The organism is Shewanella sp. NIFS-20-20 (genome assembly GCF_019209865.1).
Taxonomy (GTDB): domain Bacteria; phylum Pseudomonadota; class Gammaproteobacteria; order Enterobacterales; family Shewanellaceae; genus Shewanella.
This window is the reverse complement of the sequence record NZ_JAHUTT010000063.1, coordinates 1-22,678: the sequence shown is the minus strand read 5'-3', so window position 1 is coordinate 22,678 and position 22,678 is coordinate 1. Positions and strand designations below refer to the sequence as shown.

Here is a 22,678-nt window from a genome sequence, read left to right as displayed (position 1 = left end):
TTGATATGAGTACGCGCCAAAGCTTCTGAAAGTTGCATAAAAAAATCCGATGACAAGGGGTCATCGGATTTTGATCCTTTCAGTGAGATCGTCAAGCGATCTGTCTTAACTGATCGGCATTACCCCTAGGGGCGCTAATGATGTTGGTGCGATTCGCTTATGCGAAGGCTAAGAATGGCGAGATACACAATAAGATGCCGGTGGCGATAATCACGTACAGACCTGCGCCTTTGTACTTATGCAGTGATGGCACCTGATAGACTAAGTACGCTGGGATTAAACAACCCACTAAGCCGAAGATTGGGCTACAGATAGAAGTGAAGCTCAGTACTGGCGCATTCAGCACAATCGCGCTCCATGACAATAAGATGGTAAACAGCATGATGCCGTAGCCAACTTTCTTACTGTTGATCTTATCTTCTGGCATGATGCGGCGCAGCAGGTTCATGGCTAAGCCTTGGCAAGCTTCACGGAAGCCTAAGTAAACCCCAAAATAGGCCGTCATTACCGCGAAGATATTTAAGGTCAAACTTAACAGCTTTAAGGTCGGTCCTGGCACCCCCTGAGCTACCATGGCTAAGGCTGAAATATTTTCTTCAGAGGCTTTGACCGCTTGCTCGTGACCCATGGCTAAGGTGAATGACACCGCGTAGAAAAATACCACTACGAATAAGATACCAAAGGCGATGTTCATGGCACGCATGGCTTTAAAGCGGGCAACTTCGATGGATTTTTCCCGTGAGCGGTAAGAGATCACCATTGGACTCAAGCTTTGGATAAACAAGATTGAGGTCAGGGTAAAAGGTAACATGATGATGGCGTCTTTCATCCAATCCCCAGCGGCAGGAATGGTACCAATGTTATTCATGTCCCACTTGTCGACCATCATCAATCCCAGTAAGGCCACCACACCTAACTTGGTTAATACCATCAGGGTTGAAATTTTAAACAGGATGTTTTCACCACGAGAAGCCAAGGCTACCAATAAACAGATTAAGGCGAGGCCGTAAAATGGGTTATTAGATAATAACTCTTGGGTCACCCCGAAGCTTTGCAAGAAGGAGGCGCTGTCATTGGTAATGGCGGTGGAGTAGACAAAAACCCAGATCACCAGCATCACAAAGTAGAGTGCACCCAGAAGCATGCCCCAGTTCTTACCTAAGTAACCTGAGATTACACTTGGGTAGTCTTGGCATTCTTTGGATTCGGCCAAGGTGTTAATAAACAAGCGTTGGAACATGTACATGGCGGGATAACCGATCACAGCTGACAGTAAAAATACCCATAAGCCCATTAAGCCCACTTGTACTGGTAAGAATACAATCCCAGCACCAATGGCCATGCCAATACTCATAATGATCCAACCCCAATCGGTACTATCAAATCGGGTAGCTTCTTTCCATGCTGCGGTGTCTTGACGACTAATCGCGGGCGATGATGCTGTCGTTGTCTGTGGTTTCATGTCGTAACCTTATCACTCTATTTATAGGTATCTATTTGGTTTATGCAAATATATTTGAGAAAAATACCGGTGACAATCAATATCACCAACAGAATGCAGTAAACCTGATAAAGTTCACAAATGGCTTTAAGTCTGCTGTTTGAGTACGATTTTGAAGTATTTATGTCTACTAGCTTAAACTGTAGTTGCAATTTAAAATAAAAATGCAAATAATATTGCAGCTAGATACATCGGATTATTAAACTAAATTTGCAAGGATTGTTAAAATGAAAACGATTATTACCGCAACAACCGCGCCAGCAGCTATTGGCCCTTATTCTCATGGCACGGCCTATAACCAATTGATCTTCACTTCAGGCCAGTTGCCTGTGTGTGCGCAAAAGGGCGGGGTGGTTGACGGTGGTATCACTGAACAATCTGTGCAGTCGCTGGAAAACTTAAAAAGCGTGCTCGAGGCGGGTGGCGGTAGTTTACAAAGCGTTTTAAAAACCACCTGTTATTTAGCTGAAATCAGCGATTTTGCGGCATTTAATGCCGTGTATCAGCAGTATTTCCAGCAAGATTGCCCCGCGCGCAGTTGCTTTGCAGTTAAAGATTTACCCCTCGGCGTAAAAGTTGAAGTGGAAGCGATTGCGCACGTGTTGGCATAAGTTGTATTAACTGCGGCCAAGTTTCCTCATTTTTGATTAAGGCACACACTATGAAAGCCCAATGGCAACAATATATTCAAATTATTCATCAGGTGGTTAAGCCTGCACTTGGCTGTACTGAGCCGATTGCTGCCGCCTATGCTGCCGCCTTGGCTCGGCAGGAGCTGGGCTGTCAACCTGACAGGTTAGAAATTCAGGTATCAGATAATTTGTATAAAAACTCGATGGGTGTGTTTGTGCCTGGTACCGGGAAAATTGGCTTAGCAATTGCGGCAGCGGCTGGCGCCATTGGTGGCGATGGCGATGCGGGTCTGGAAGTGCTGGCCAAGATTAGCAGTGAGGATGTGCTGGCAGCCCAGCGCTTGATTGACGCCGGTCAGGTCAGTGTTAAGCGCACGCAAACCGAGGAGTTTATTTACTGCGAGGTTACCGCCTATGGCAATGGCAACCGTGCCCGAGTCGTGGTCAGCGGTGGCCATACCATGGTGGTGTTAAAAGAGTTCAATGGCCTGGCGACATATACCTTAGCGCAAGGCAGTGCCCCGGCGACAGGGGCGATTTGTGATGGGGTGGATATCAGCATTGCGAGCATTTATCAGTTTGCGACCCAAGTGCCATTTGAACAGATCGCCTTTATTTTACAAGCCTCTGAGTTAAATGGGCTGCTATCGGCTGAGGGCATGAATAATCCGTACGGATTAGAAGTCGGTCGTACCATGCAAAAAGCCATGGATGATGGCCTGTTGAGCGATGACTTATTAAACCGGATCGTCATGCAAACTGCCGCCGCCTCCGATGCTCGTATGGGCGGGGCGACCTTGCCTGCCATGAGTAATTTTGGCAGTGGCAACCAAGGCATTGCGGCCACCATTCCTGTGGTGATCACCGCCAAGCGTTATCAAGCCGATGACAAGCAATTGGCGCGCGCCTTGATCATGAGTCATTTAGGCGCCATTTATATTAAATCCCATTACCCGCCCTTGTCGGCATTCTGTGGTAACTCAGTGACCAGTGCCGCGGCGGCGATGGCCATGGTGTACTTAGCTGGGGGCTCGTTTGAGCAGTCATGCTTTGCGATTCAAAATGTGATCAGCGATAGCTCGGGCATGGTGTGCGACGGTGCTAAAGCGTCATGTGCGATGAAGGTCAGCACTTCCTCTTGCGCTGCGGTGCGAAGCTTTTTAATGGCGCTAAATAGCCAAGTGGTTCAAGGGCAGGGTATTATTGCCATCAATGTGGAACAAACCATCAAAAATATTGGCAAAATGGTCACGACAGGCATGCCATCGACTGACTCCGCCATCATAGATATCATGTCGGCCTAAAGACATACGAGGAAAGGTACCAGTGAAACTGCAAGACTTAAGTCAAAGTGATTTTGATATATTAACCGCATTAGAAAATGTAGTTGATGGTATTGCCGCCATGTATGGCAAGCATACTGAAGTAGTTTTGCACAGTCTCGATGCCAACAATCCCTCGGTGATTAAAATTGCCAATGGCCATGTGACTGGGCGTGAAGTCGGCGCGCCCATCACTAACTTGGCGATGTTAAAACTAAAAACCGGCCAAGACATCTCTAACGCGTACATGAGTCAGACCGCAAACGGTAAGACCTTGCGGTCGATCACCACAGTGATCCGCAATCGCCACAATCGAGCCATTGGCTTGTTATGCATTAATGCCGACATGGATGCGCCGTTGCAGGAAGTCCTGCGGGTCATGTTGCCTGATTTACCCACAGAGACGAGTCCGCCGCAAGAAGTGTTTGCGCGCAATATTGACGAAGCCTTGCATGGCACCATCGACAGTGTGCGTATCGAAGTTAAGAATAACTCAGCAATCGCGCCCTCGAAAAAGAGCCGAGAAATGGTGTTTCAGCTGCATGAGTTAGGGGTATTTGAACTGAAAGACAGTGCGCAAGTAGCGGCGTCCCGTTTGGATATTTCGGTGCACACCATTTATCGCTATTTAAGAGAAATTAAAGCGTTGCAAAACTAGCCTTTATCACGAGGCTCAAGAAAGAGCCTCGTTATCCGTTAAGGAATAATGTGGGTGACAGTGGCTACCATTTGGCCCTGATTTAAGCGGCTATGCACAGTTTGGCCCAAGGTTAAGTTGGCAGCGTCATCAATCACATTGCCTTGCTCATCCGTGGTAATACTGTAGCCGCGTTTTAACGTCGCCAATGGGCTCACCGCCGCTAACAACTGGGCACCTTTGCTTAAACGTTGTTCGCTGTCGCTGAGCATTTCTGCCATTCGTTGCTGCAAAGTATGTTGCAGATATTCCAACTGTTGAACTTGAAGCTGCAAGGTATGTTGCGGTGAATGCGCCATTAACACACTGTGTTGCTGTTGCAGGGTTAAGTGGATCTGATTCAATCTGAACGTCATGGCTGTGTGCAGTCGATAATACGCTTCATCGAATTGTTGACTCAGCTGCTGCAAACGGCGCTTGGGATCTTGACGATACAGTTTTTGCTCAAGCAGGCCGAGATGTTGACTCCGCCCTTGGAGGTGATGGTGCCACGCACGGCTAAGTTGGAGACTTAACTGCTGTAAGTGCTGTTGTTTATGTTGCTTATCTTTTGAGAGTAATTCTGCCGCAGCCGATGGGGTGGCCGCACGAATATCGGCAATATAGTCACTGATGCTGGAATCGACTTCATGACCGACCGCACTGACCACCACCAGATTGGACTGGTAAATGGCATGGGCCAGCGCCTCATCATTGAAACACCATAAGTCCTCTAACGATCCGCCGCCGCGTGTCAGCAGCAATACATCGACCTCTTGGCGTTGGTTCGCCAGTTCAATGGCACGAATCAATTGGGCCGGCGCCGTGTCACCTTGAACTTGAGCGGGGTAAATCACCACTTCAAGGCCAGCATCTCGACGTTGAAGGACATGCAAGACATCCCGAATCGCCGCGCCAGTCGGGGAGGTGATCACACCAATACGCTGAATATTATTGGGTAATGCCCTTTTGGTGTCATGGGCAAATAAACCCGCAGCGGCCAATTTATTTTTAAGCATTTCGTATTGCGCGGCCAATAAACCGTCACCCGCCATCTGCATGCTGTCAATTAATAATTGGTAATCTCCCCGCGGCTCATACACGCTAATATTGCCGCGAACCAGCACTTGTTGGCCATTACTCGGGCGGAAGTTAACGCTTTGATTCTTGCCTTTAAACATGGCACAGCGGATCTGGGAACGGCTATCTTTTAGGGTTAAATACCAATGACCTGAGGCGGGAGCGCTGAAATTAGAAATCTCTGCGGTTAGCCAAATTCGGCTCAAGTTTCCCTCAAGAAGCTGGCGCACTTCACCGTTTAACTTTGAAACGGTATAAATATCTTTTTTGATAGTTTCCATGAAATTCCGGCGCGAAATGCGAATTTTTTACATTTTTGCATTTACGAAGTGCTAAGTGCAAGGTATAATCCCGCCGCAATATTTCACCTCTTAAATCCAATTCTCTTGGGGAGATGTTGCCATGCTAAGACTTAAAAAAGAAGCCCTGACGTTCGATGATGTTTTACTCGTTCCAGCCCATTCAACGGTTCTCCCTAATACTGCCAGCTTAACTACTCGTCTGACCGATAAAATCCAATTAAATATTCCTTTAGTGTCTGCTGCCATGGACACAGTGACTGAAGCCCGCTTAGCGATTGCGATGGCACAGGAAGGTGGTTTAGGATTTATTCATAAAAATATGAGTATTGCCCAGCAAGCTGAAGAAGTCCGTAAAGTTAAGATTTATGAAGCCGGTGTGGTTGCTCAACCTGTCACCGTCACCCCCTCGACCACCATCGCAGAATTAAAAGCGCTCACCGAAAAGAACGGCTTTGCCGGTTACCCCGTTGTAACTGAAAACCATGAACTGGTGGGTATTATTACTGGCCGTGACGTGCGCTTTGTTACCGATTGGAACAAAACCGTAGAACAAGTGATGACGCCTAAGTCTCGACTGGTGACGGTTGCCGAAGGCACCAAATTAGATCAAGTACAGCAGTTAATGCACAGCAACCGCATTGAAAAAATCTTAGTGGTTGATGGCGATTACTGCTTAAAAGGCTTGATCACGGTGAAAGATTTCGAAAAAGCCGAGCGTAAGCCTAACGCCTGTAAAGACGAGTTTGGTCGTTTGCGTGTGGGGGCCGCGGTTGGTGCCGGGCCAGGTAACGAAGAACGTGTCGATGCCTTAGTACTGGCTGGCGTCGACGTATTGCTGATCGACTCCTCACATGGCCACTCTGAAGGCGTATTACAGCGTATTCGTGAGACTCGTGCTAAATATCCAGAGTTACAAATTGTCGGCGGTAACGTAGCCACGGCCGAAGGCGCCTTAGCTTTGGTTGATGCGGGTGTGAATGCGGTTAAAGTGGGTATTGGTCCTGGCTCTATCTGTACAACTCGCATCGTGACCGGTGTGGGTGTACCTCAAATCACTGCGGTTTCCGACGCGGCTTATGCCTTGCGCGATACTAACATTCCTGTGATTGCCGACGGCGGTATTCGTTTCAGTGGTGACTTAGCCAAAGCAATTGCGGCAGGCGCCTCCTGCATCATGGCCGGTTCAATGTTTGCAGGTACTGATGAAGCACCGGGCGAAACCGAACTCTATCAAGGCCGTGCTTATAAGTCATACCGCGGTATGGGCTCATTAGGCGCGATGTCACAGACCCAAGGTTCATCTGACCGTTATTTCCAAAGCGATAACGCCGCCGACAAATTAGTGCCAGAAGGCATTGAAGGTCGTGTGCCTTACAAGGGTAAGTTGAAAGAAATCATTCATCAGCACATGGGCGGCTTGCGTTCATGCATGGGCCTCACTGGCTGTGCAACTATCGTTGATCTCAACACTAAAGCTGAATTTGTGAAAGTGACATCTGCGGGTATGGGTGAATCACACGTACACGATGTTACCATCACTAAAGAAGCGCCTAACTATCGCAGTATGGGCTAACTATCGTGGGGCGGCTTTCGGGGCGCCCTTCGTTTAGCTCGGTATTGAACTCTGTATTTGGCTCTAACAAGAGCATCACCAATTATTGAAGGTAGATCATGACTGATATTCATCAGCACAAAATTTTAATCTTAGATTTTGGCTCTCAGTACACTCAGCTCATCGCTCGTCGTGTCCGTGAAATCGGTGTGTATTGCGAACTGTGGGCGTGGGATGTAAGCGAAGCACAAATTCGCGAATTTGCGCCAAGTGGTATCATTTTGGCCGGTGGCCCTGAAAGCGTGACCGCCGCAGGCTCACCACGGGCACCTGAGTACGTATTTACTGCCGGTGTGCCAGTATTAGGTATTTGTTATGGCATGCAAACCATGTCAGAGCAATTAGGTGGTAAGGTGATCCAAGGTGTCGGTGAAGGCGAGTTTGGTTATGCGCAAGTAGAAATGCTGAGTGACTGCCAATTATTTGCCAATATCGAAGACGGCATTAGCGATTCAGGCAACTCATTATTGGATGTGTGGATGAGTCACGGCGATAAAGTGGCTGAAATCCCAGCAGGCTTTGTGCAGATAGCCAAGACCCAAACTTGCCCTTATGCCGCCATGGCCAGTGAAGAAAAACGCTTCTATGGTGTGCAATTCCACCCTGAAGTGACCCATACGCGCCAAGGCTTACGCATGCTTGAGCACTTTACCCTGCGCATTTGTGGCTGCGAAGCCGTATGGAAGCCAGCCTCAATTATCGAAGATGCCGTGGCTCGAATTAAAGAGCAAGTGGGTGATGACGAAGTTATTTTAGGCTTATCTGGCGGAGTTGATTCATCGGTTACCGCCATGCTGTTACACCGCGCCATCGGTAGCAAGCTGACCTGCGTATTCGTAGATAACGGCCTGTTGCGCCTCAACGAAGCCCAGCAAGTGATGGACATGTTTGGCAATCATTTTGGTTTGAACATCGTCCATGTCGATGCCGAAATGCGCTTCCTTGATGCCCTCGCCGGTGAAAACGACCCAGAAGCCAAGCGTAAGATCATTGGCCGTGTGTTTGTGGAAATCTTTGATGAAGAAGCCTCAAAATGTGCCAATGCTAAATGGTTAGCCCAAGGCACCATCTACCCAGATGTGATTGAGTCAGCGGGGAGTGCCACCGGGAAAGCCCATGTGATTAAATCACACCACAATGTTGGCGGTTTACCAGCAGAAATGGAAATGGGCTTGGTTGAACCTCTGCGCGAACTGTTTAAAGATGAAGTGCGCAAAATTGGTTTAGAACTCGGCTTGCCTTATGACATGTTATATCGTCACCCATTCCCAGGCCCAGGTTTAGGTGTGCGGGTACTGGGTGAAGTGAAAAAAGAATATTGTGACTTGCTGCGCCGCGCCGATGCCATCTTTATTGAAGAATTACACCAAGCCGACCTGTACAACAAGGTGAGCCAAGCGTTCACTGTGTTCTTACCGGTACGTTCTGTTGGTGTTATGGGCGATGGTCGTAAATACGATTGGGTCGTGTCACTGCGTGCCGTAGAAACCATCGACTTTATGACCGCTCATTGGGCGCACCTGCCATATGATTTCCTTGGCCGCGTATCCAATCGCATCATCAATGAAGTTAACGGTATTTCTCGTGTAGTTTACGATATTTCAGGTAAGCCACCTGCGACCATCGAGTGGGAATAATCTTCCATTAGTAAGTGTCTGGCTCTAACAGGCCATAGATAGCACCTAAGTCCGCGTAACAGCGGACTTTTTTTGTTTTTAACTTGATAGTTTTTAGCAATGTCTGGCAACGTCAAGCACGGTTTGACCGTGGTATTTTGATGGGTATGATTTATCGGTAATATCATGGTTCACGCCTGATACCATGCTGAGTATTTTTAGTGGTGCATGGTATTAACTTTTCATATCTGTCTGTTTATTAATGATTAATTTCTTGTTTTTGATGAGTTTTCCAGCATGGTATCAAAGAACAACTAGAGGCCGATTCAAGCTCACCAATACCAAGCTTCGCAATCTCAAACCGAGAGATAAACTTTATAAAGTAAATGATCGTGACGGCTTTTACGTAGCCGATACAGCAGCAGGCTCTGTTTCTTTCCGATACAACGATTCAATCAACGGAAGGCAAGCCCTATGGAACGCTTTTTAAGAAGTCTTAAGACAGAATGGATACCGGTCACTGGCTATCGTAATTTTACTGAAGCGCAGAATGAAATTACACGATACATTATTGGATATTACTGTCAGCTTCGCCCACATCAATATAATGGTGGACTGACGCCCAATGAATCAGATCGATTGTTTTGGTTAAACTTTAAGAGTGTGGCCAATATTAGTTGACCACTACGGCGCTTGAGAGGTGCTGCGCTTCAACGCCATCATGGGGAGACGACATTGATTGACGTGGCTGTGTTGGTCGTGTTTGTGGGTTTTTATTGGTTGTTAGAGGCGAGCGAAACCTCGAGGAAAGAAGCGAGTGTTGCCATTGGAGTTTATGGTGCTTACTTGGTCATCTACTTAGGTATTGGACCATTTCCCGCGGCAACCTCAATATACATGGGGAAACTTTATAGTTGGTTACCCATGTTGTCTGTGGGGGCTATTTTGTTCCCACAGTTTAATCCCAGTTCTCCGGAGGGGGTTACCCGAGTCTTGGGGTGGATGGGATTGACGGCAGTGATTGTTATTCTGAGTTATTTTAAATTGTTTGTCTGGTGATTGGGGCGCGCACCTCAGTTGAGGCTGGCAACAGTGTCAGGGGCGATACTCTTGGCTGAATTAGCAAGAGCGAATGGGGGGCATGGGATTGCCACCCATGTGCTGTTAAATGAAAATATTGCGTTGTATCAGCACCTTGGCTGGGAAATTACCCGCAAAGATGACACTAAGGTGTTAATGAAGAAAGCAACATGAACCGTCAGCCGCGCAGTTTACGATAGCGCCTAACCCGGCCCTGTGCCCGGCGAGTGTCGCGAACTAGCCCTTATGTGCATGGTAGATACGGAGTTGCAGTGAATTTCTATAATGATGCCGACAAGGTCGATGAATATGAAAGCATGTGTGCCGATTATGATGGCAGCCACTTATATCGGGTGCTTGACCGTCATCTGCGAGAGGGCTGCTCTCTATTAGAGCTGGGAAGTGGTCCCGGCAACGATATTGCGCAGTTACGTCATCAGTATCAGGTGACCGGCTCAGATCTTTCGGATGAGTTTCTTCGTCGCTGCCAAAGTAAGTTTAGCGCTGTGCCTTGGTTAAGGCTCGATGCTGTCACGATAGCGACTGAGGAAACGTATGATTGTGTGTTTTCAAATAAAGTGTTGCATCATCTACCTCGGCAGCAATTAGAGGCATCATTTAAGCGCCAGCAACAGATTATCAAACCCAATGGTGTGTTCACGCATACCTTCTGGTTGGGAGACAAAGAGGTTGTCATACAAGATATGTTGTTTGTGTTTTATGACAAAAATGACCTAATAGCACTGGTTTCAAACTATTTTACGATTCGAGAAACGTTCACTTATACCGAGTTCGACGACGATGACTCGCTATTGATCGTGGCGGTTAATGATCAATTCGCCCAGTAATCAACTAAACGCCGCTAAGTTAACCCGCTGATCTTGAGACGATATTTAGCCATAAATATCTAGTGCAGCATTTGCTGGTACTTCACCTAAACCTGGGCGAGAGGCTGCTCAGTTTATCGGTTTAGGTAAGTATGTTGACTCGATAACTTTCAATTGGGCATTAATGTCGGCGGTTGAGGATTCTGTTCGGATCCCATATATCCGCTCAGTCGATGAAGGCAATGCCTATTATTGCGATGTTATGTCGTGCTCTACCCGTGACGAACAGATTGCGATCAACTCTGGCTGAGTCAGGGGCAGTTACTTTGGCTTAGAGCAGGTTATTACTCAGGCTTAGCAGTTCGTAATGACTTTGGCTTAGCCGCACGTCATTGCTTAGGTCTCGCTGGCGATGGCGAACACTTTGTTGCCTGCTGCCTTGGTTGACTCAATTTGCGCTCGGGCGGCTTCCAGATAATCGTTCACATGTTCATGGGGTAATTGCCCATGCGCTATGGTCAGGGTCACTCGTAGGGGCTGGCCACTGCAGTGAATGATGTGTTCGGTCACGAGTAAGCGGATATGTTCGGCTTTTAACGCCGCATCTTGGCTGTCGACATTGGGTAAATACAACATCATCCAACCTGGCTCAAGTGGCGATAACCAATCTTGCTGGCGAATATTCTCTGTAATTAATTGCGCTAGGCTTAACTGCACATATTGCGCCGCTGCAGCGCCTAATTTATCTTGGATTGGGCTAAATCTATCGATGGCAATCACTAATACAACCACGGTTTTAGGGGCTTGCATCGGTTTGCGGGTTTGATACAGTTCGGCATGTTGCGCCACCGAACTCACCAGGTCTTGGTGGCTTATCTTGCTGATCAACTGGCTATGATCTTGTAAGGATTGGATCATTCGAGTGATACCTTGCCACAACATCATGGCGCCAATCATGGCAAAGCCTAAGGCATACATAAGGTAATGATTTAACTTAATCACAAACAGCAAATCAAACGCATACAGTAAATTGGCTAAGTATAAACCGCTAAAGCCTAAGACTAACCAAGAATAGATCGGCGGATGTTGGCGTAGCTGTTGACATTGCCACAATAGCGCTAACCAGCAAGTTAAACTGCCCAAGATTAATGCCAGCGTCATGCCGCTGTCAGTTTGCCAAGGTCTCAGTTCGGTGGTCGCCGCTAATAAGGCGATATCGATAACGCTAATTAGCAGTAAGGCCATCGGCCAGATAGGTGCCAGCATGGTCACGCCCAATCTATGAAGATGTTTCTCTAAGTGTACTTAAAATTTAGGCTCTGCTCGGTGGTTTCGACCAATCTTGCTAAAAAAGTATATACTGGCGCCATGCTTAATTTAATTTAAAAAACAATGGATCAGAGTCAACAAGATCAACAGTGGATGCGTGTCGCGTTAGATATCGCCAAACGTGCCGAGTTGCGCGGTGAAATTCCGGTGGGTGCGGTGTTAGTCAAAGACGGCCAGCTTGTGGCCAGTGGCTATAACCTGAGCATTACCCTCAATGATGCGTCGGCCCATGCTGAGATCCAATGCTTACGCGCCGCCGGCCAAGTATTAGATAACTACCGTTTGATTGATACCACACTGTACGTGACGTTAGAGCCTTGTTCTATGTGTGCAGGAGCGATGGTGCATGCCCGAGTGGGCCGTGTCGTTTTTGGCGCCCATGATGCTAAAACCGGTGCGGCTGGCAGCCAAGTCAACTTGGTGCAACATCCGAATTTTAATCATCAGTTACAGGTCACCTCTGGGGTGTTGGCCGCTGAGTGTAGTGCCCAATTAAGTGCGTTTTTTCAGCGGCGTCGACGTGAGAAAAAAGCCGAAAAATTACTGAGAACTCATACGATTAATCCTGACTCTGCAGGAAATTAAAAAATTGCTTATGGCGGCGTAACATTTGTTGCTGTCTCGATTTACGTAGCGTACGGCGACGAGCGGAAGCATTATTAATCGGTCTACGTTTCATATTTTACCTTCCTGTGTAGGCTGAACAGGCACACACTAGCAAGTGTCTGCGCCGATAGCAATATGAAGTGTGTCACATGGGGAACTGCGCCACATTGCGCTTGTGCGCATTTCGCTTGGCATTGCCCCCATGGATAACTACTGATCCGGTGCGATAAGTTCCGGATTACTTGCCGGTAATGGCGGCAAGGGGTTTTCACTGAGTGTGGCAGCCGTCTCGGCTTGTTGTTCCTGTTCGAGTTTTAATGCTTGCTGGGTATCTAGCCAAATCAGGGTATCGTAATAGCGGCGGATATTATCGACATAATGCGCCGCTTCAGTCCCGCGGGCGTAGCCATAACGCGTCTTGCTGTAATACTGACGTTTTTGCAGTAACGGTAAGACGTGCTTAACATCACTCCAAGCACTGGGATTGAGATCCATGGATTCAGCCAGTTTTCGGGCGTCTTCCACATGCCCCATGCCGATATTGTAAGAGGCGAGGGCAAACCACATACGTTGGTCCTCGGGAATAGAGTCTGGCAACCTGTCTAAGATATTACTTAAATATTTGGCCCCACCTTGAATGCTTTGCTCGGCATCGAGACGGTTTTCAATGCCCATTTGTTTGGCCGTCGGCAAGGTGAGCATCATCATGCCGCGCACCCCAGTCGGTGAGCGAGCTCTAGGGTTCCAATGAGACTCTTGATAGGCAGTGGCCGCCAATTTACGCCAATCGAGCTCGCCGGAATATTTTTCAAAGAGTGGCCGATACAGCGGCAGTTTGCTGTCGACGGCGCGAATGAATGCGCGGGTGTCAACATAGTCAAAGCGCTCAACATGCCCAAAATAGCGCTCTTGTAATCTAGCCAAGGTGCCACTGCTTTGTTCTTGATCCCAAAATGCCAACAGTTTAGCCATCAGGGCATCACTGCCTTTGGGTCGTAACAACCACACAATATTTTGCTCAGACTTGAGAACGGGGCCGGCGCGTAACTCCGGTAAAAAGCGCCGGTTAATCTGCAAGGCACTGCTGTCGGCGATGGTGTAGTCGATGGTCTCATCAGCAATTAATTGCAGTAGTTCTTCGATATCTTGGCTGTTGGTGGCTTGCCAATTGAGTTGCGGGTTATCGTTTTGTAATTCGACTAAGGTTTCTTCATAAGCTGAGTCGGCCACCACGACAATTTGCCCCGCTAGCTTGTCAATGTTATCGATGGCCTTGTCACCTTGGCGATACACTAATACTTGGTCGACTTCATAGAGTGGCGGGCTTAAGCGATAATTGAGGCGGCGTGATCCTGTGTCGGTCATGCCGGCGGCGATAATATCTATCTGGTTGGTTTCGAGCGCCTGATATAGCTCGGGTAAGTTGGCGTAAGGCGTCATCTCCAGCGGGATATCGAGATACTCGGCAAATTTAGCCGCCATTTCATAATCGAATCCGGTGATTTCTTGGCCATTGTTCATGTAGATTTGCGGACCATAAAGGGTACCCACCCGCAATGTCGTTAACGACTCAGGCAATGTTTCGGTGGGAGTCTGTTCCAAGTTGGGTTGACATGCACTCAGGCAAGTAAGCAACAACATCGGAAGTAAAAATGTCTGCAGATTTCTCATCATGGATAATAATGCGCCAGCCAATATAAAAAGCAACGTTTGATCATTAGTGACCATTGGGTCAATGGCCTTATATGGCCATGGGGCCGTGAAAGTGTGAATGTTTTATTTGCAGGAAATTGTTTTCTGCTAAGGTGGGGGTTTATAACACAAGTTAACCGCTTTTGTCCGCCTGCTTAAGATGATTTATGTGCATAATTTCCTTATAATACCGCCTCCTTTGACCCTACAATCAATCATTAATAAAGGTGAATAGAAGTGATGGAGATCATCCGCGGAGCCCCTGCTTTATCAGCGTTTAGGGTGCAAAAGCTGATGGAAGCCTGCCAACAAGCACAGCTTCCAGTACGTCAGATTTATGCAGAATACATTCACTTGGCTGACGTGTCAGCGCCACTAGACAAGGATGCCCAACAGCGACTCGCTAAACTCCTAACCTACGGTCCAGCCATCGAACAACACGCCCCCGAAGGGCAACTTTTCTTCGTAACACCCCGCCCCGGCACTATTTCTCCTTGGTCTTCAAAAGCAACTGATATCGCCCATAACTGTGGTTTGTCTCAGGTGACGCGTTTAGAGCGTGGTCTGGCTTACTATATTGATATGGACGCGATGAGCCCGTCTGAGCTCCACACATTGAAAGGGTTATTGCATGACCGCATGATGGAAGTGGTCATGGATGAGTTCAGCGCGGCCGCCGCATTATTTATTCAAGCCACTCCAGCGCCATTTGCCAGTGTCGATATCAAGGGGCATGGCCGCGACGCATTAGTGCGCGCCAATCTCGATATGGGCTTAGCGTTAGCCGATGATGAAATGGATTATTTGGTCGAGAACTTCACCCGCCTTGGCCGTAACCCGCACGATATTGAATTAATGATGTTTGCTCAGGCTAACTCTGAACATTGCCGTCATAAGATTTTTAATGCCGACTGGACCATCGATGGTGAAGTCCAGCCGAAATCATTATTTAAAATGATTAAAAATACCCACGAGATGCACCCTGAGCATGTGTTATCGGCTTACAAAGATAACGCTGCGGTCATGACCGGGTCGCAAGCGGGTCGCTTTTTCCCCGACAGCGATGGCGTCTATCGTTATCATGTGGAACCTATCCATGTGTTAATGAAAGTTGAAACCCACAACCATCCCACAGCCATTAGTCCTTATCCCGGTGCCGCGACGGGCTCTGGCGGTGAGATCCGTGATGAAGGTGCCACGGGTCGCGGCTCTAAGCCTAAAGCTGGCTTAACGGGCTTTAGCGTGTCAAACCTCAATATTCCAGGCTTTGTGCAGCCTTGGGAGCAGCCATACGGTAAGCCAGATCGTATCGTGACGCCGCTTGATATTATGATCGAAGGCCCCTTGGGCGGCGCGGCATTTAATAATGAATTTGGCCGGCCGGCGCTATTAGGCTATTTCCGAACTTATGAGCAGCAGGTCAATAGCCATAACGGCGTTGAAGTGCGCGGTTATCACAAACCGATTATGTTGGCTGGTGGCTTAGGTAATATTCGCGAAGACCATGTACAAAAGGGTGAAATCACTGTTGGCGCTCAGCTTATCGTCCTCGGTGGCCCGGCCATGAACATTGGTTTGGGCGGTGGCGCAGCTTCGTCGATGGCCTCGGGTCAGTCCCATGAAGATTTAGATTTTGCTTCGGTGCAACGCGAAAACCCTGAAATGGAGCGCCGTTGTCAGGAAGTGATCGACAGGTGCTGGCAGTTAGGCGATGCCAACCCGATCCAATTTATTCACGACGTGGGTGCCGGGGGCTTATCTAATGCCTTGCCTGAGCTGGTCAGTGACGCTGGGCGCGGTGGCCGTTTTGAATTACGCAAGGTGCTCAATGATGAACTGGGCATGAGCCCGCTAGAAATTTGGTGTAACGAATCCCAAGAGCGTTATGTGCTGGCAGTTGCCCCTGAGCATTTAGCAACCTTTAGTGCCATTTGTGAACGCGAACGGGCGCCATTTGCGGTAGTGGGTGAAGCAACCCTGACAGAAGACTTAGTGCTTAACGATGAGCACTTTGATAATCAGCCTATCGATTTACCGCTGGAAGTCCTGTTAGGTAAAGCACCGAAACTGAGCCGTGACGTGCTGACACTCACGGCCAATTCGCCGGCTTTAGCAACGGATAAGATTGAATTGGCCGATGCGGTGCAGCGGGTGTTGTCCTTGCCGGCAGTAGCGGATAAAACTTTCTTAATCACGATTGGCGACCGAACGGTAACCGGCCTAGTCAATCGCGATCAAATGGTGGGTCCATGGCAAGTGCCGGTGGCCGATTGCGCCGTGACCGCGGCCAGCTTTGATAGCTATCATGGTGAAGCGATGGCCATGGGCGAACGCACGCCACTGGCCTTGTTAGATTTTGCTGCCTCGGCGCGGATGGCGGTGGCCGAAGCGATTATGAATATTAGCGCGGCCGATATTAGCTCGTTAACTCGGATTAAATTATCAGCTAACTGGATGTCTGCTGCCGGTCATCCCGGTGAAGATGCCGGTTTATATCAAGCGGTTAAGGCTATTGGCGAACAACTGTGTCCAGAGCTGGAATTGACCATTCCGGTGGGCAAGGACTCAATGTCGATGCGCACCGCGTGGGAGCAAGACGGTGAACAAAAGGCGGTGACATCGCCGATGTCATTAGTGATCACCGCTTTTGGCGTGGTCAATGATATTCGTCGTACGTTAACGCCTCAATTGCAAACCGAGGTGGGTGACACTGCTATCTTGCTGGTGGATTTAGCGGCTGGCCAACAGCGTTTAGGCGGTTCTTGTTTAGCTCAAGTGTTTGGTGAGTTAGGGGATGTGGCGCCGGATCTCGACAGTGCGGCTGCGCTGCGTGCCTGTTTTGAGGTGACACAAGCCTTAGTAGCTGATGGCACCTTATTGGCCTATCACGACCGCAGCGACGGTGGGGTATTGACCACCTTATGTGAAATGGCGTTTGCCGGTAACACTGGGGTGTCGCTCAATGCCAGTGTGTTAGGCGGCGAATTGATCCCGGCGTTATTTAATGAAGAACTCGGGGCATGCCTGCAGGTCAAGCGCGGTGATGTCGAGCGCGTGATGGCACAATATCAGGCCCTTGGACTGCAAACCTCATTGATTGCTGAACTGAACCAAGAACAGCAGTTAACGGTTGAGTGGCAAGGGGAGACCGTCTTTAGCCAAGGGATCCATCAATTGCGTGGGGTGTGGTCTGAAACTAGTTACCAAATCCAACGCCTACGTGACAATCCATTATGTGCAGAACAAGAGCATCAACTGCGTCAGGATGCCAGTTACCCTGGATTAAGCGTCGATTTGAGTTTTGACCCAGCTGCAGATATTGCTGCCCCTTATGTGTTAAAAGGCCTAGCGCCTAAGATGGCTATCTTGCGTGAGCAAGGCGTTAACTCGCAGTTAGAAATGGCAGCCGCCTTCGATCGCGCCGGTTTTGAGAGTCATGATATTCATATGTCTGATGTCCTCAGTGGCCGCGTCGCTCTGAGTGACTACCAAGGGCTGGTGGCCTGTGGTGGCTTCTCTTATGGCGATGTGCTTGGCGCAGGTGAAGGCTGGGCAAAATCGATTCTGTTTAATGCGCAAGCTCGCGATCAGTTCAGTGAGTTTTTCTTACGTAACGACAGTTTTGCCCTCGGTATTTGTAATGGTTGTCAGATGCTGTCGAACCTTAAACAGATCATTCCTGGGAGCGAGCATTGGCCGCGGTTTGTGCGTAACCAATCTGAACGCTTTGAAGCGCGTTTTGCCGCGGTCGAAGTGCAGGCGAGTCCCTCGTTGTTTTTCAATGGCATGACCAATTCGCGGATGCCAATTGCTGTGTCTCATGGTGAAGGGCAAGTCGAATTTGCCTCGGCTGCCGCATTAGCTGCCGCTGAAGCGAGTGGTACGGTTGCGTTGCGTTATGTCGATGGCCTAGGCCAGCCGACCGAGCGTTATCCGTTAAATCCAAACGGGTCGGTCAATGGCATTACCGGCATGACAACTAGCGATGGGCGGGTGACCATTTTAATGCCGCACCCAGAGCGAGTATTTAGAACCGTGGCTAATTCTTGGCACCCGAGCCAATGGGGTGAGGATAGTCCTTGGATGCGGATGTTCCGTAATGCCCGTGTCAATGTCGGTTAAGGCAGTACATTGGGAAGGCAATGAGTTAACTGCTTAATTCCACACTAAAAAGTGAGCCATTTGGCTCACTTTTTTTATGCGTGATGGTACATCCTGATGAATGTCTTATTAATTATTCTTTTTAAATCAGTGCGATATGTGGCAGCTCTTGCATCATGGGATACTTAAGCAATCGTATTGTAGCTTAATTGTTGCCTGTGGCATTGAGGGGGATATTTCATTGTTTTTTTCTCAGGCAATGGTGGCAGGGCGCCGTGATAAAAAAAGCCCTGTGATGAGTGTTCATCACAGGGCCAGTTTTGCGCTAACAAAACGAGAAATAGGGGGACGGTTTACTCGCTACCTTATAATTCTCTTGAAGTATAAAGTTCAACGAAAACACGTTTGTAGCTGTTAACCAGACGATTGAATAACTTAGTCATGACATTTTCTCCACACAGTTTAGGGTCATTGTGCGCGGAATGGGCAAATGGCACGTATACTGCTGTAGTGCCCGAGCGTCTCCTTAACACGGGGCATATGATAGGGCTTGGGCACTATTTGTTCAAACGAGAAAAAATTCATTATCGCATTAGTTTATCTAATCCAGATTGATGTGTTTTTTATCTGAATAATAATTTTTATTTTATAAGTTATTGTTTTATCTGTGGTTGATGTCTTTGATGAATATTGATGGGTGAAATATATTTGATTTTGTTTGTTGCATATTTATTAATAATTGTATTTATGGCGCTTTTAGCGCTCAAATTGCTTGAACCCTTCAAAATTACACTTTTAATGGCGATGTTTTTATTTCCCTAGCATGTGGATCTTGCTCAGTAAAGTCTATGATTTGAAAAAGTGTGCTATGTCCCGCAAAAACAGCGGTTGCTATGGGGTTTTGATTGATATGAGTCAAACTTCGATGGTATAAAAACATTAGTTTTCCATTTCAATAGATATACGCAAGCTGTTGAAATAAATAAGAAAATTGTTTAATAAATGCATTTTGCGTGTGACGGTTGTCACGAGTTAGTTGTAACCCGTGAGTCATGTCACGCACAAGCAGCTAAACTGCTTGTTTTAGGGTTAGTAAATGCTAAAGCAAAGGCAATAGACTTTTTTGGGCGGTTTGCTGGTAGAGGCTTGGTGTCATGTGTGGGGCAACTTGAGGGTTCAGGTTGTTTTCCAGATGGGATTAGTCTCTTTGGCGGGCTATTTTTATATTTTTACTTACCAACGGCGTTAGTCATCCGCGATTAACTTCCGCCAAGTAAGGAGACACAAATGATTGTTGAAGAGGTTGTTGAGCTATCGCGCTTACAGTTTGCGCTAACAGCTATGTATCACTTCCTGTTTGTACCGTTAACCTTAGGTTTGGCCTTTTTGCTGGCTATCATGGAATCACTGTATGTGATGACCGATAAGCAGATCTATAAGGACATGACTAAATTCTGGGGTAAGTTATTTGGTATTAACTTTGCCTTGGGTGTGACGACAGGTTTGGCGATGGAGTTCCAGTTTGGTACTAACTGGTCTTACTATTCTCATTATGTTGGTGATATTTTCGGTGCGCCATTAGCCATTGAGGGCCTGATGGCTTTCTTCTTAGAATCTACCTTTGTTGGTATGTTCTTCTTTGGTTGGGATCGCTTTAGTAAACGTCAACACTTAGCCGTGACTTGGTTGGTTGCGCTGGGCAGTAACTTATCTGCCTTGTGGATCTTGGTGGCCAATGGTTGGATGCAGAACCCTGTCGGTTCTACCTTTAACTATGAAACCATGCGCATGGAAATGACCAGTTTTGCTGAGGTGGTATTTAACCCGGTCGCTCAGGTTAAGTTTGTCCACACCGTGGCATCGGGCTATGTGGCTGGCGCTATGTTTGTGTTGGCAATTAGTTCGTACTACATCCTTAAAAAGCGTGACTTACCCTTTGCCCGTCGTTCATTCGCTATCGCCGCCAGCTTTGGTTTAGCCTCTATTTTGTCCGTTATCGTGCTTGGCGATGAATCTGGTTATGAAACTGGTGAAGTACAGCGTGTTAAATTGGCGGCAATGGAAGCTGAATGGCACACAGAACCTGCTCCTGCAGCGTTCACTGTGGTTGGTTTGCCGAATCAAGAAACCATGCATACCGATTATGCGATTAAAATCCCATATGTCATGGGGATTATTGCCACTCGTTCTTTAGATGAGCAAGTGACCGGTATTCGCGATTTAATCAAAGAGCATGAAGTCCGTATCCGTAACGGTATTCCTGCCTACGCGGCCCTTGAGCAATTGCGTAGCGGTAATGAAACCCCTGAAGTACGTGCTGCCTTTGAAGCCGGTAAAGGTGACATAGGTTATGCCATGTTACTTAAGCCTTATACCGCCAATATCATCGATGCGACTGACGCACAGATTGATGCTGCGGCGAAGTCGTCAATCCCACAGGTGGCTCCTATTTTCTGGTCGTTCCGCGTGATGGTTGGTTTAGGCTTTATTATGCTGTTCGTGTTTATTGCCGCCTTCTGGCAGAGCACTCGCCACCGCATTGAAGAAAATAAATGGGTGCTGAAAGCCGCTTTATTTAGCTTGCCGTTACCTTGGATTGCGATTGAGTGTGGTTGGTTTGTGGCTGAATATGGTCGTCAACCTTGGACCATCTCAGAAGTGTTGCCTACGTATATGTCGGCATCGAGCCTGAGTTTAAGTGATATTTGGATCAGTATTATCAGCATCACGGTTTTCTATACTGTGTTACTGGTCATCGAAGTGTTCCTGATGTTGAAGTATGCCCGTCTTGGCCCTAGCAGCATGAAGACTGGACGTTATCACTTTGAACAATTGGATCCTAAAGCATAAAGGACCTATAAGGAAATCACGATGTTTGATTATGAACTGTTGAGATTTGTTTGGTGGGCGTTGGTCGGTGTGTTACTCATCGGCTTCGCGGTCACTGATGGCTTTGATATGGGTGTGGGTGCCTTACTACCTATCATAGGTAAAGATGACACCGAACGCCGTATTATGATCAATACCGTTGCCCCTCATTGGGATGGCAACCAAGTATGGTTAATCACTGGTGCGGGTGCTTTATTTGCCGCGTGGCCTACCGTGTACGCGGTATCATTTTCTGGCTTCTATCTGGCCATGATGATCGTGCTGTTTGCGTTATTCTTGCGCCCAGTGGGTTTCGATTATCGCTCTAAGATTGAAGATCCAAGATGGCGTAAATCATGGGATTGGGCATTGTTCGTGGGTGGTTTTGTACCGCCGCTGATCATTGGCGTTGCGTTTGGTAATTTATTACTGGGTGTACCGTTTGAATTCGACCAATTCTTACGTTCATACTACCATGGCAACATCTTTGGCTTGCTGAATCCATTTGGCATTTTAGCCGGCCTGGTTAGCGTTAGTATGTTTATGATGCAAGGCGCGACTTGGCTACAAATGAAAACCGAAGGTGAGTTGCGTGCGCGTGCTGCCACGGCTGCGCAAGTTGCTGCCATTGCCTTGTTTGTGTTGTTTGGTGCTGCCGGCTTCTGGTTGGCTACCGGAATTGATGGTTATGTGATTACCTCGGCTATCGACACTGCGGCAGCTTCAAACCCTACCACTAAGACGGTCATCGTTGAAGCCGGTGCTTGGTTAGCTAACTATGACAAGTACCCAATCACTATGCTGTTCCCTGTGATTGGCTTATTAATGCCGTTGTTGGTATTAGTGGTTAGTCGCTTCAACCGTAGTGGATTTGCCTTCTTGTTTAGCTCTATCGCCATTGCGGCGGTGATCTTAACTTGTGGTGCTGCCATGTTCCCATTCGTGATGCCATCATCATTGGATCCGAACGTGAGCTTAACCATGTGGGATGCAACGGCATCACAAATGACATTGACTGTGATGACTGTCGCCGCCATCATTTTTGTGCCAATTGTTCTGGGCTATACCTTGTGGACTTACATCAAGATGTATGGTCGCCTGAGCCGTAAGCACATTGAAGACAACTCAACGTCTCTGTATTGATAAAAGGATAACGAAACTATGTGGTATTTCACTTGGATACTCGGCATCTTACTGGCCTGTTCTTTCGGGATTATCAATGCACTTTGGCTTGAGAACACCGAAAACATGGATCGCAGCAGCGATGACGCTGAGTAAGCGTTAAATGTATAAAAAAACCCGCCTTGTGCGTAATGCCGATCAGTTAAGACAGATCGCTTGACGATCTCACTGAAAGGATCAAAATCCGATGACCCCTTGTCATCGGATTTTTTTATGCAACTTTCAGAAGCTTTGGCGCGTACTCATATCAAT

17 protein-coding genes and 2 pseudogenes are annotated in these 22,678 nt (G+C 47.8%); 15 read left to right on the top strand and 4 right to left on the bottom strand.

Translation table 11 applies throughout. The annotated features are described in order from the left end of the window. Positions 1 to 157: 157 nt before the first annotated feature. Positions 158 to 1,462 (bottom strand): amino acid permease, encoded by a 1,305-nt coding sequence (locus tag KU855_RS16045; protein ID WP_218531512.1) that lies wholly within the window; start codon positions 1,460 to 1,462, stop codon positions 158 to 160. A gap of 266 nt (positions 1,463 to 1,728) precedes the next feature. Here KU855_RS16045 and KU855_RS16040 point away from each other — a divergent pair, with 266 nt between their 5' ends. From KU855_RS16040 to KU855_RS16030, 3 genes are read left to right on the top strand one after another with little or no spacing between them, the layout of a single operon-like run. Then, complete coding sequence (locus KU855_RS16040) at positions 1,729 to 2,112, top strand: Rid family detoxifying hydrolase (protein ID WP_218531511.1); 384 nt, start codon at positions 1,729 to 1,731, stop codon at positions 2,110 to 2,112. 50 nt (positions 2,113 to 2,162) lie between these two features. Next, positions 2,163 to 3,437 (top strand): serine dehydratase subunit alpha family protein, encoded by a 1,275-nt coding sequence (locus tag KU855_RS16035; protein ID WP_218531506.1) that lies wholly within the window; start codon positions 2,163 to 2,165, stop codon positions 3,435 to 3,437. Between the two features lie 22 nt (positions 3,438 to 3,459). After that, a complete protein-coding gene (locus KU855_RS16030) occupies positions 3,460 to 4,113 on the top strand; it encodes a PAS domain-containing protein (RefSeq protein ID WP_218531504.1) in 654 nt (217 codons plus the stop codon). Between the two features lie 38 nt (positions 4,114 to 4,151). Here the strand turns inward: KU855_RS16030 and xseA are convergent, their stop codons facing one another. Continuing rightward, on the bottom strand, positions 4,152 to 5,492 hold the full coding sequence (gene xseA, locus KU855_RS16025; RefSeq protein WP_218531502.1) for an exodeoxyribonuclease VII large subunit: 1,341 nt from the start codon (positions 5,490 to 5,492) through the stop codon (positions 4,152 to 4,154). 121 nt (positions 5,493 to 5,613) lie between these two features. Here xseA and guaB point away from each other — a divergent pair, with 121 nt between their 5' ends. The 7 genes and pseudogenes from guaB (at position 5,614) to KU855_RS15990 (ending at position 10,669) form a co-directional block, all read left to right on the top strand. Then, positions 5,614 to 7,086 carry an IMP dehydrogenase gene (gene guaB / locus KU855_RS16020; RefSeq protein ID WP_218531498.1) on the top strand — a complete coding sequence of 491 codons (1,473 nt, stop codon included), beginning with the start codon at positions 5,614 to 5,616 and terminating at the stop codon, positions 7,084 to 7,086. Between the two features lie 98 nt (positions 7,087 to 7,184). Further along, positions 7,185 to 8,762 (top strand): glutamine-hydrolyzing GMP synthase, encoded by a 1,578-nt coding sequence (guaA, locus tag KU855_RS16015; protein ID WP_218531493.1) that lies wholly within the window; start codon positions 7,185 to 7,187, stop codon positions 8,760 to 8,762. Between the two features lie 262 nt (positions 8,763 to 9,024). Then, a pseudogene (locus KU855_RS16010) lies at positions 9,025 to 9,210 on the top strand (DUF4102 domain-containing protein); the annotation flags it as partial. Continuing rightward, positions 9,210 to 9,422: pseudogene (locus tag KU855_RS16005) on the top strand (integrase core domain-containing protein); the annotation flags it as partial. The pseudogenes KU855_RS16010 and KU855_RS16005, both read left to right, overlap by 1 nt. A 63-nt stretch (positions 9,423 to 9,485) precedes the next feature. Continuing rightward, a complete protein-coding gene (locus KU855_RS16000) occupies positions 9,486 to 9,800 on the top strand; it encodes a hypothetical protein (protein WP_371316382.1) in 315 nt (104 codons plus the stop codon). Between the two features lie 51 nt (positions 9,801 to 9,851). Then, entirely contained in the window at positions 9,852 to 9,995 is a 144-nt protein-coding gene (locus tag KU855_RS15995; protein ID WP_218531487.1) for a hypothetical protein, read from the top strand. A gap of 98 nt (positions 9,996 to 10,093) precedes the next feature. Further along, positions 10,094 to 10,669, top strand: a complete 576-nt coding sequence (locus KU855_RS15990) for a class I SAM-dependent methyltransferase (RefSeq protein ID WP_218531484.1) — start codon at positions 10,094 to 10,096, stop codon at positions 10,667 to 10,669. 375 nt (positions 10,670 to 11,044) lie between these two features. Here KU855_RS15990 and KU855_RS15985 read toward each other — a convergent pair whose 3' ends face one another. Next, positions 11,045 to 11,914, bottom strand: a complete 870-nt coding sequence (locus KU855_RS15985) for a diguanylate cyclase domain-containing protein (protein WP_218531482.1) — start codon at positions 11,912 to 11,914, stop codon at positions 11,045 to 11,047. A gap of 126 nt (positions 11,915 to 12,040) precedes the next feature. Between KU855_RS15985 and tadA the strand changes: the two genes are divergently transcribed. After that, complete coding sequence (gene tadA, locus KU855_RS15980) at positions 12,041 to 12,562, top strand: tRNA adenosine(34) deaminase TadA (RefSeq protein WP_218531477.1); 522 nt, start codon at positions 12,041 to 12,043, stop codon at positions 12,560 to 12,562. A 231-nt stretch (positions 12,563 to 12,793) separates the two neighbouring features. Here tadA and mltF read toward each other — a convergent pair whose 3' ends face one another. Then, positions 12,794 to 14,245, bottom strand: a complete 1,452-nt coding sequence (gene mltF / locus KU855_RS15975) for a membrane-bound lytic murein transglycosylase MltF (protein WP_218531515.1) — start codon at positions 14,243 to 14,245, stop codon at positions 12,794 to 12,796. A 270-nt stretch (positions 14,246 to 14,515) separates the two neighbouring features. On the opposite strand from mltF, the gene purL reads away from it, so the two are divergent. The 4 genes from purL (at position 14,516) to cydX (ending at position 22,522) form a co-directional block, all read left to right on the top strand. Continuing rightward, positions 14,516 to 18,397: a phosphoribosylformylglycinamidine synthase gene (purL, locus tag KU855_RS15970; protein WP_218531513.1), complete on the top strand. Its 3,882-nt coding sequence runs from the start codon at positions 14,516 to 14,518 to the stop codon at positions 18,395 to 18,397. 1,266 nt (positions 18,398 to 19,663) lie between these two features. Beyond that, positions 19,664 to 21,226, top strand: coding sequence for a cytochrome ubiquinol oxidase subunit I (locus tag KU855_RS15965; RefSeq protein ID WP_218531475.1), 1,563 nt, complete (start codon positions 19,664 to 19,666; stop codon positions 21,224 to 21,226). 21 nt (positions 21,227 to 21,247) lie between these two features. After that, the gene (gene cydB, locus KU855_RS15960; RefSeq protein ID WP_218531470.1) at positions 21,248 to 22,387 is read left to right on the top strand and encodes a cytochrome d ubiquinol oxidase subunit II; all 1,140 of its coding nucleotides are present in this window, start codon (positions 21,248 to 21,250) and stop codon (positions 22,385 to 22,387) included. Between the two features lie 18 nt (positions 22,388 to 22,405). Next, positions 22,406 to 22,522, top strand: coding sequence for a cytochrome bd-I oxidase subunit CydX (cydX, locus tag KU855_RS15955; protein WP_218531468.1), 117 nt, complete (start codon positions 22,406 to 22,408; stop codon positions 22,520 to 22,522). The last annotated feature ends 156 nt before the right edge of the window (positions 22,523 to 22,678 follow it).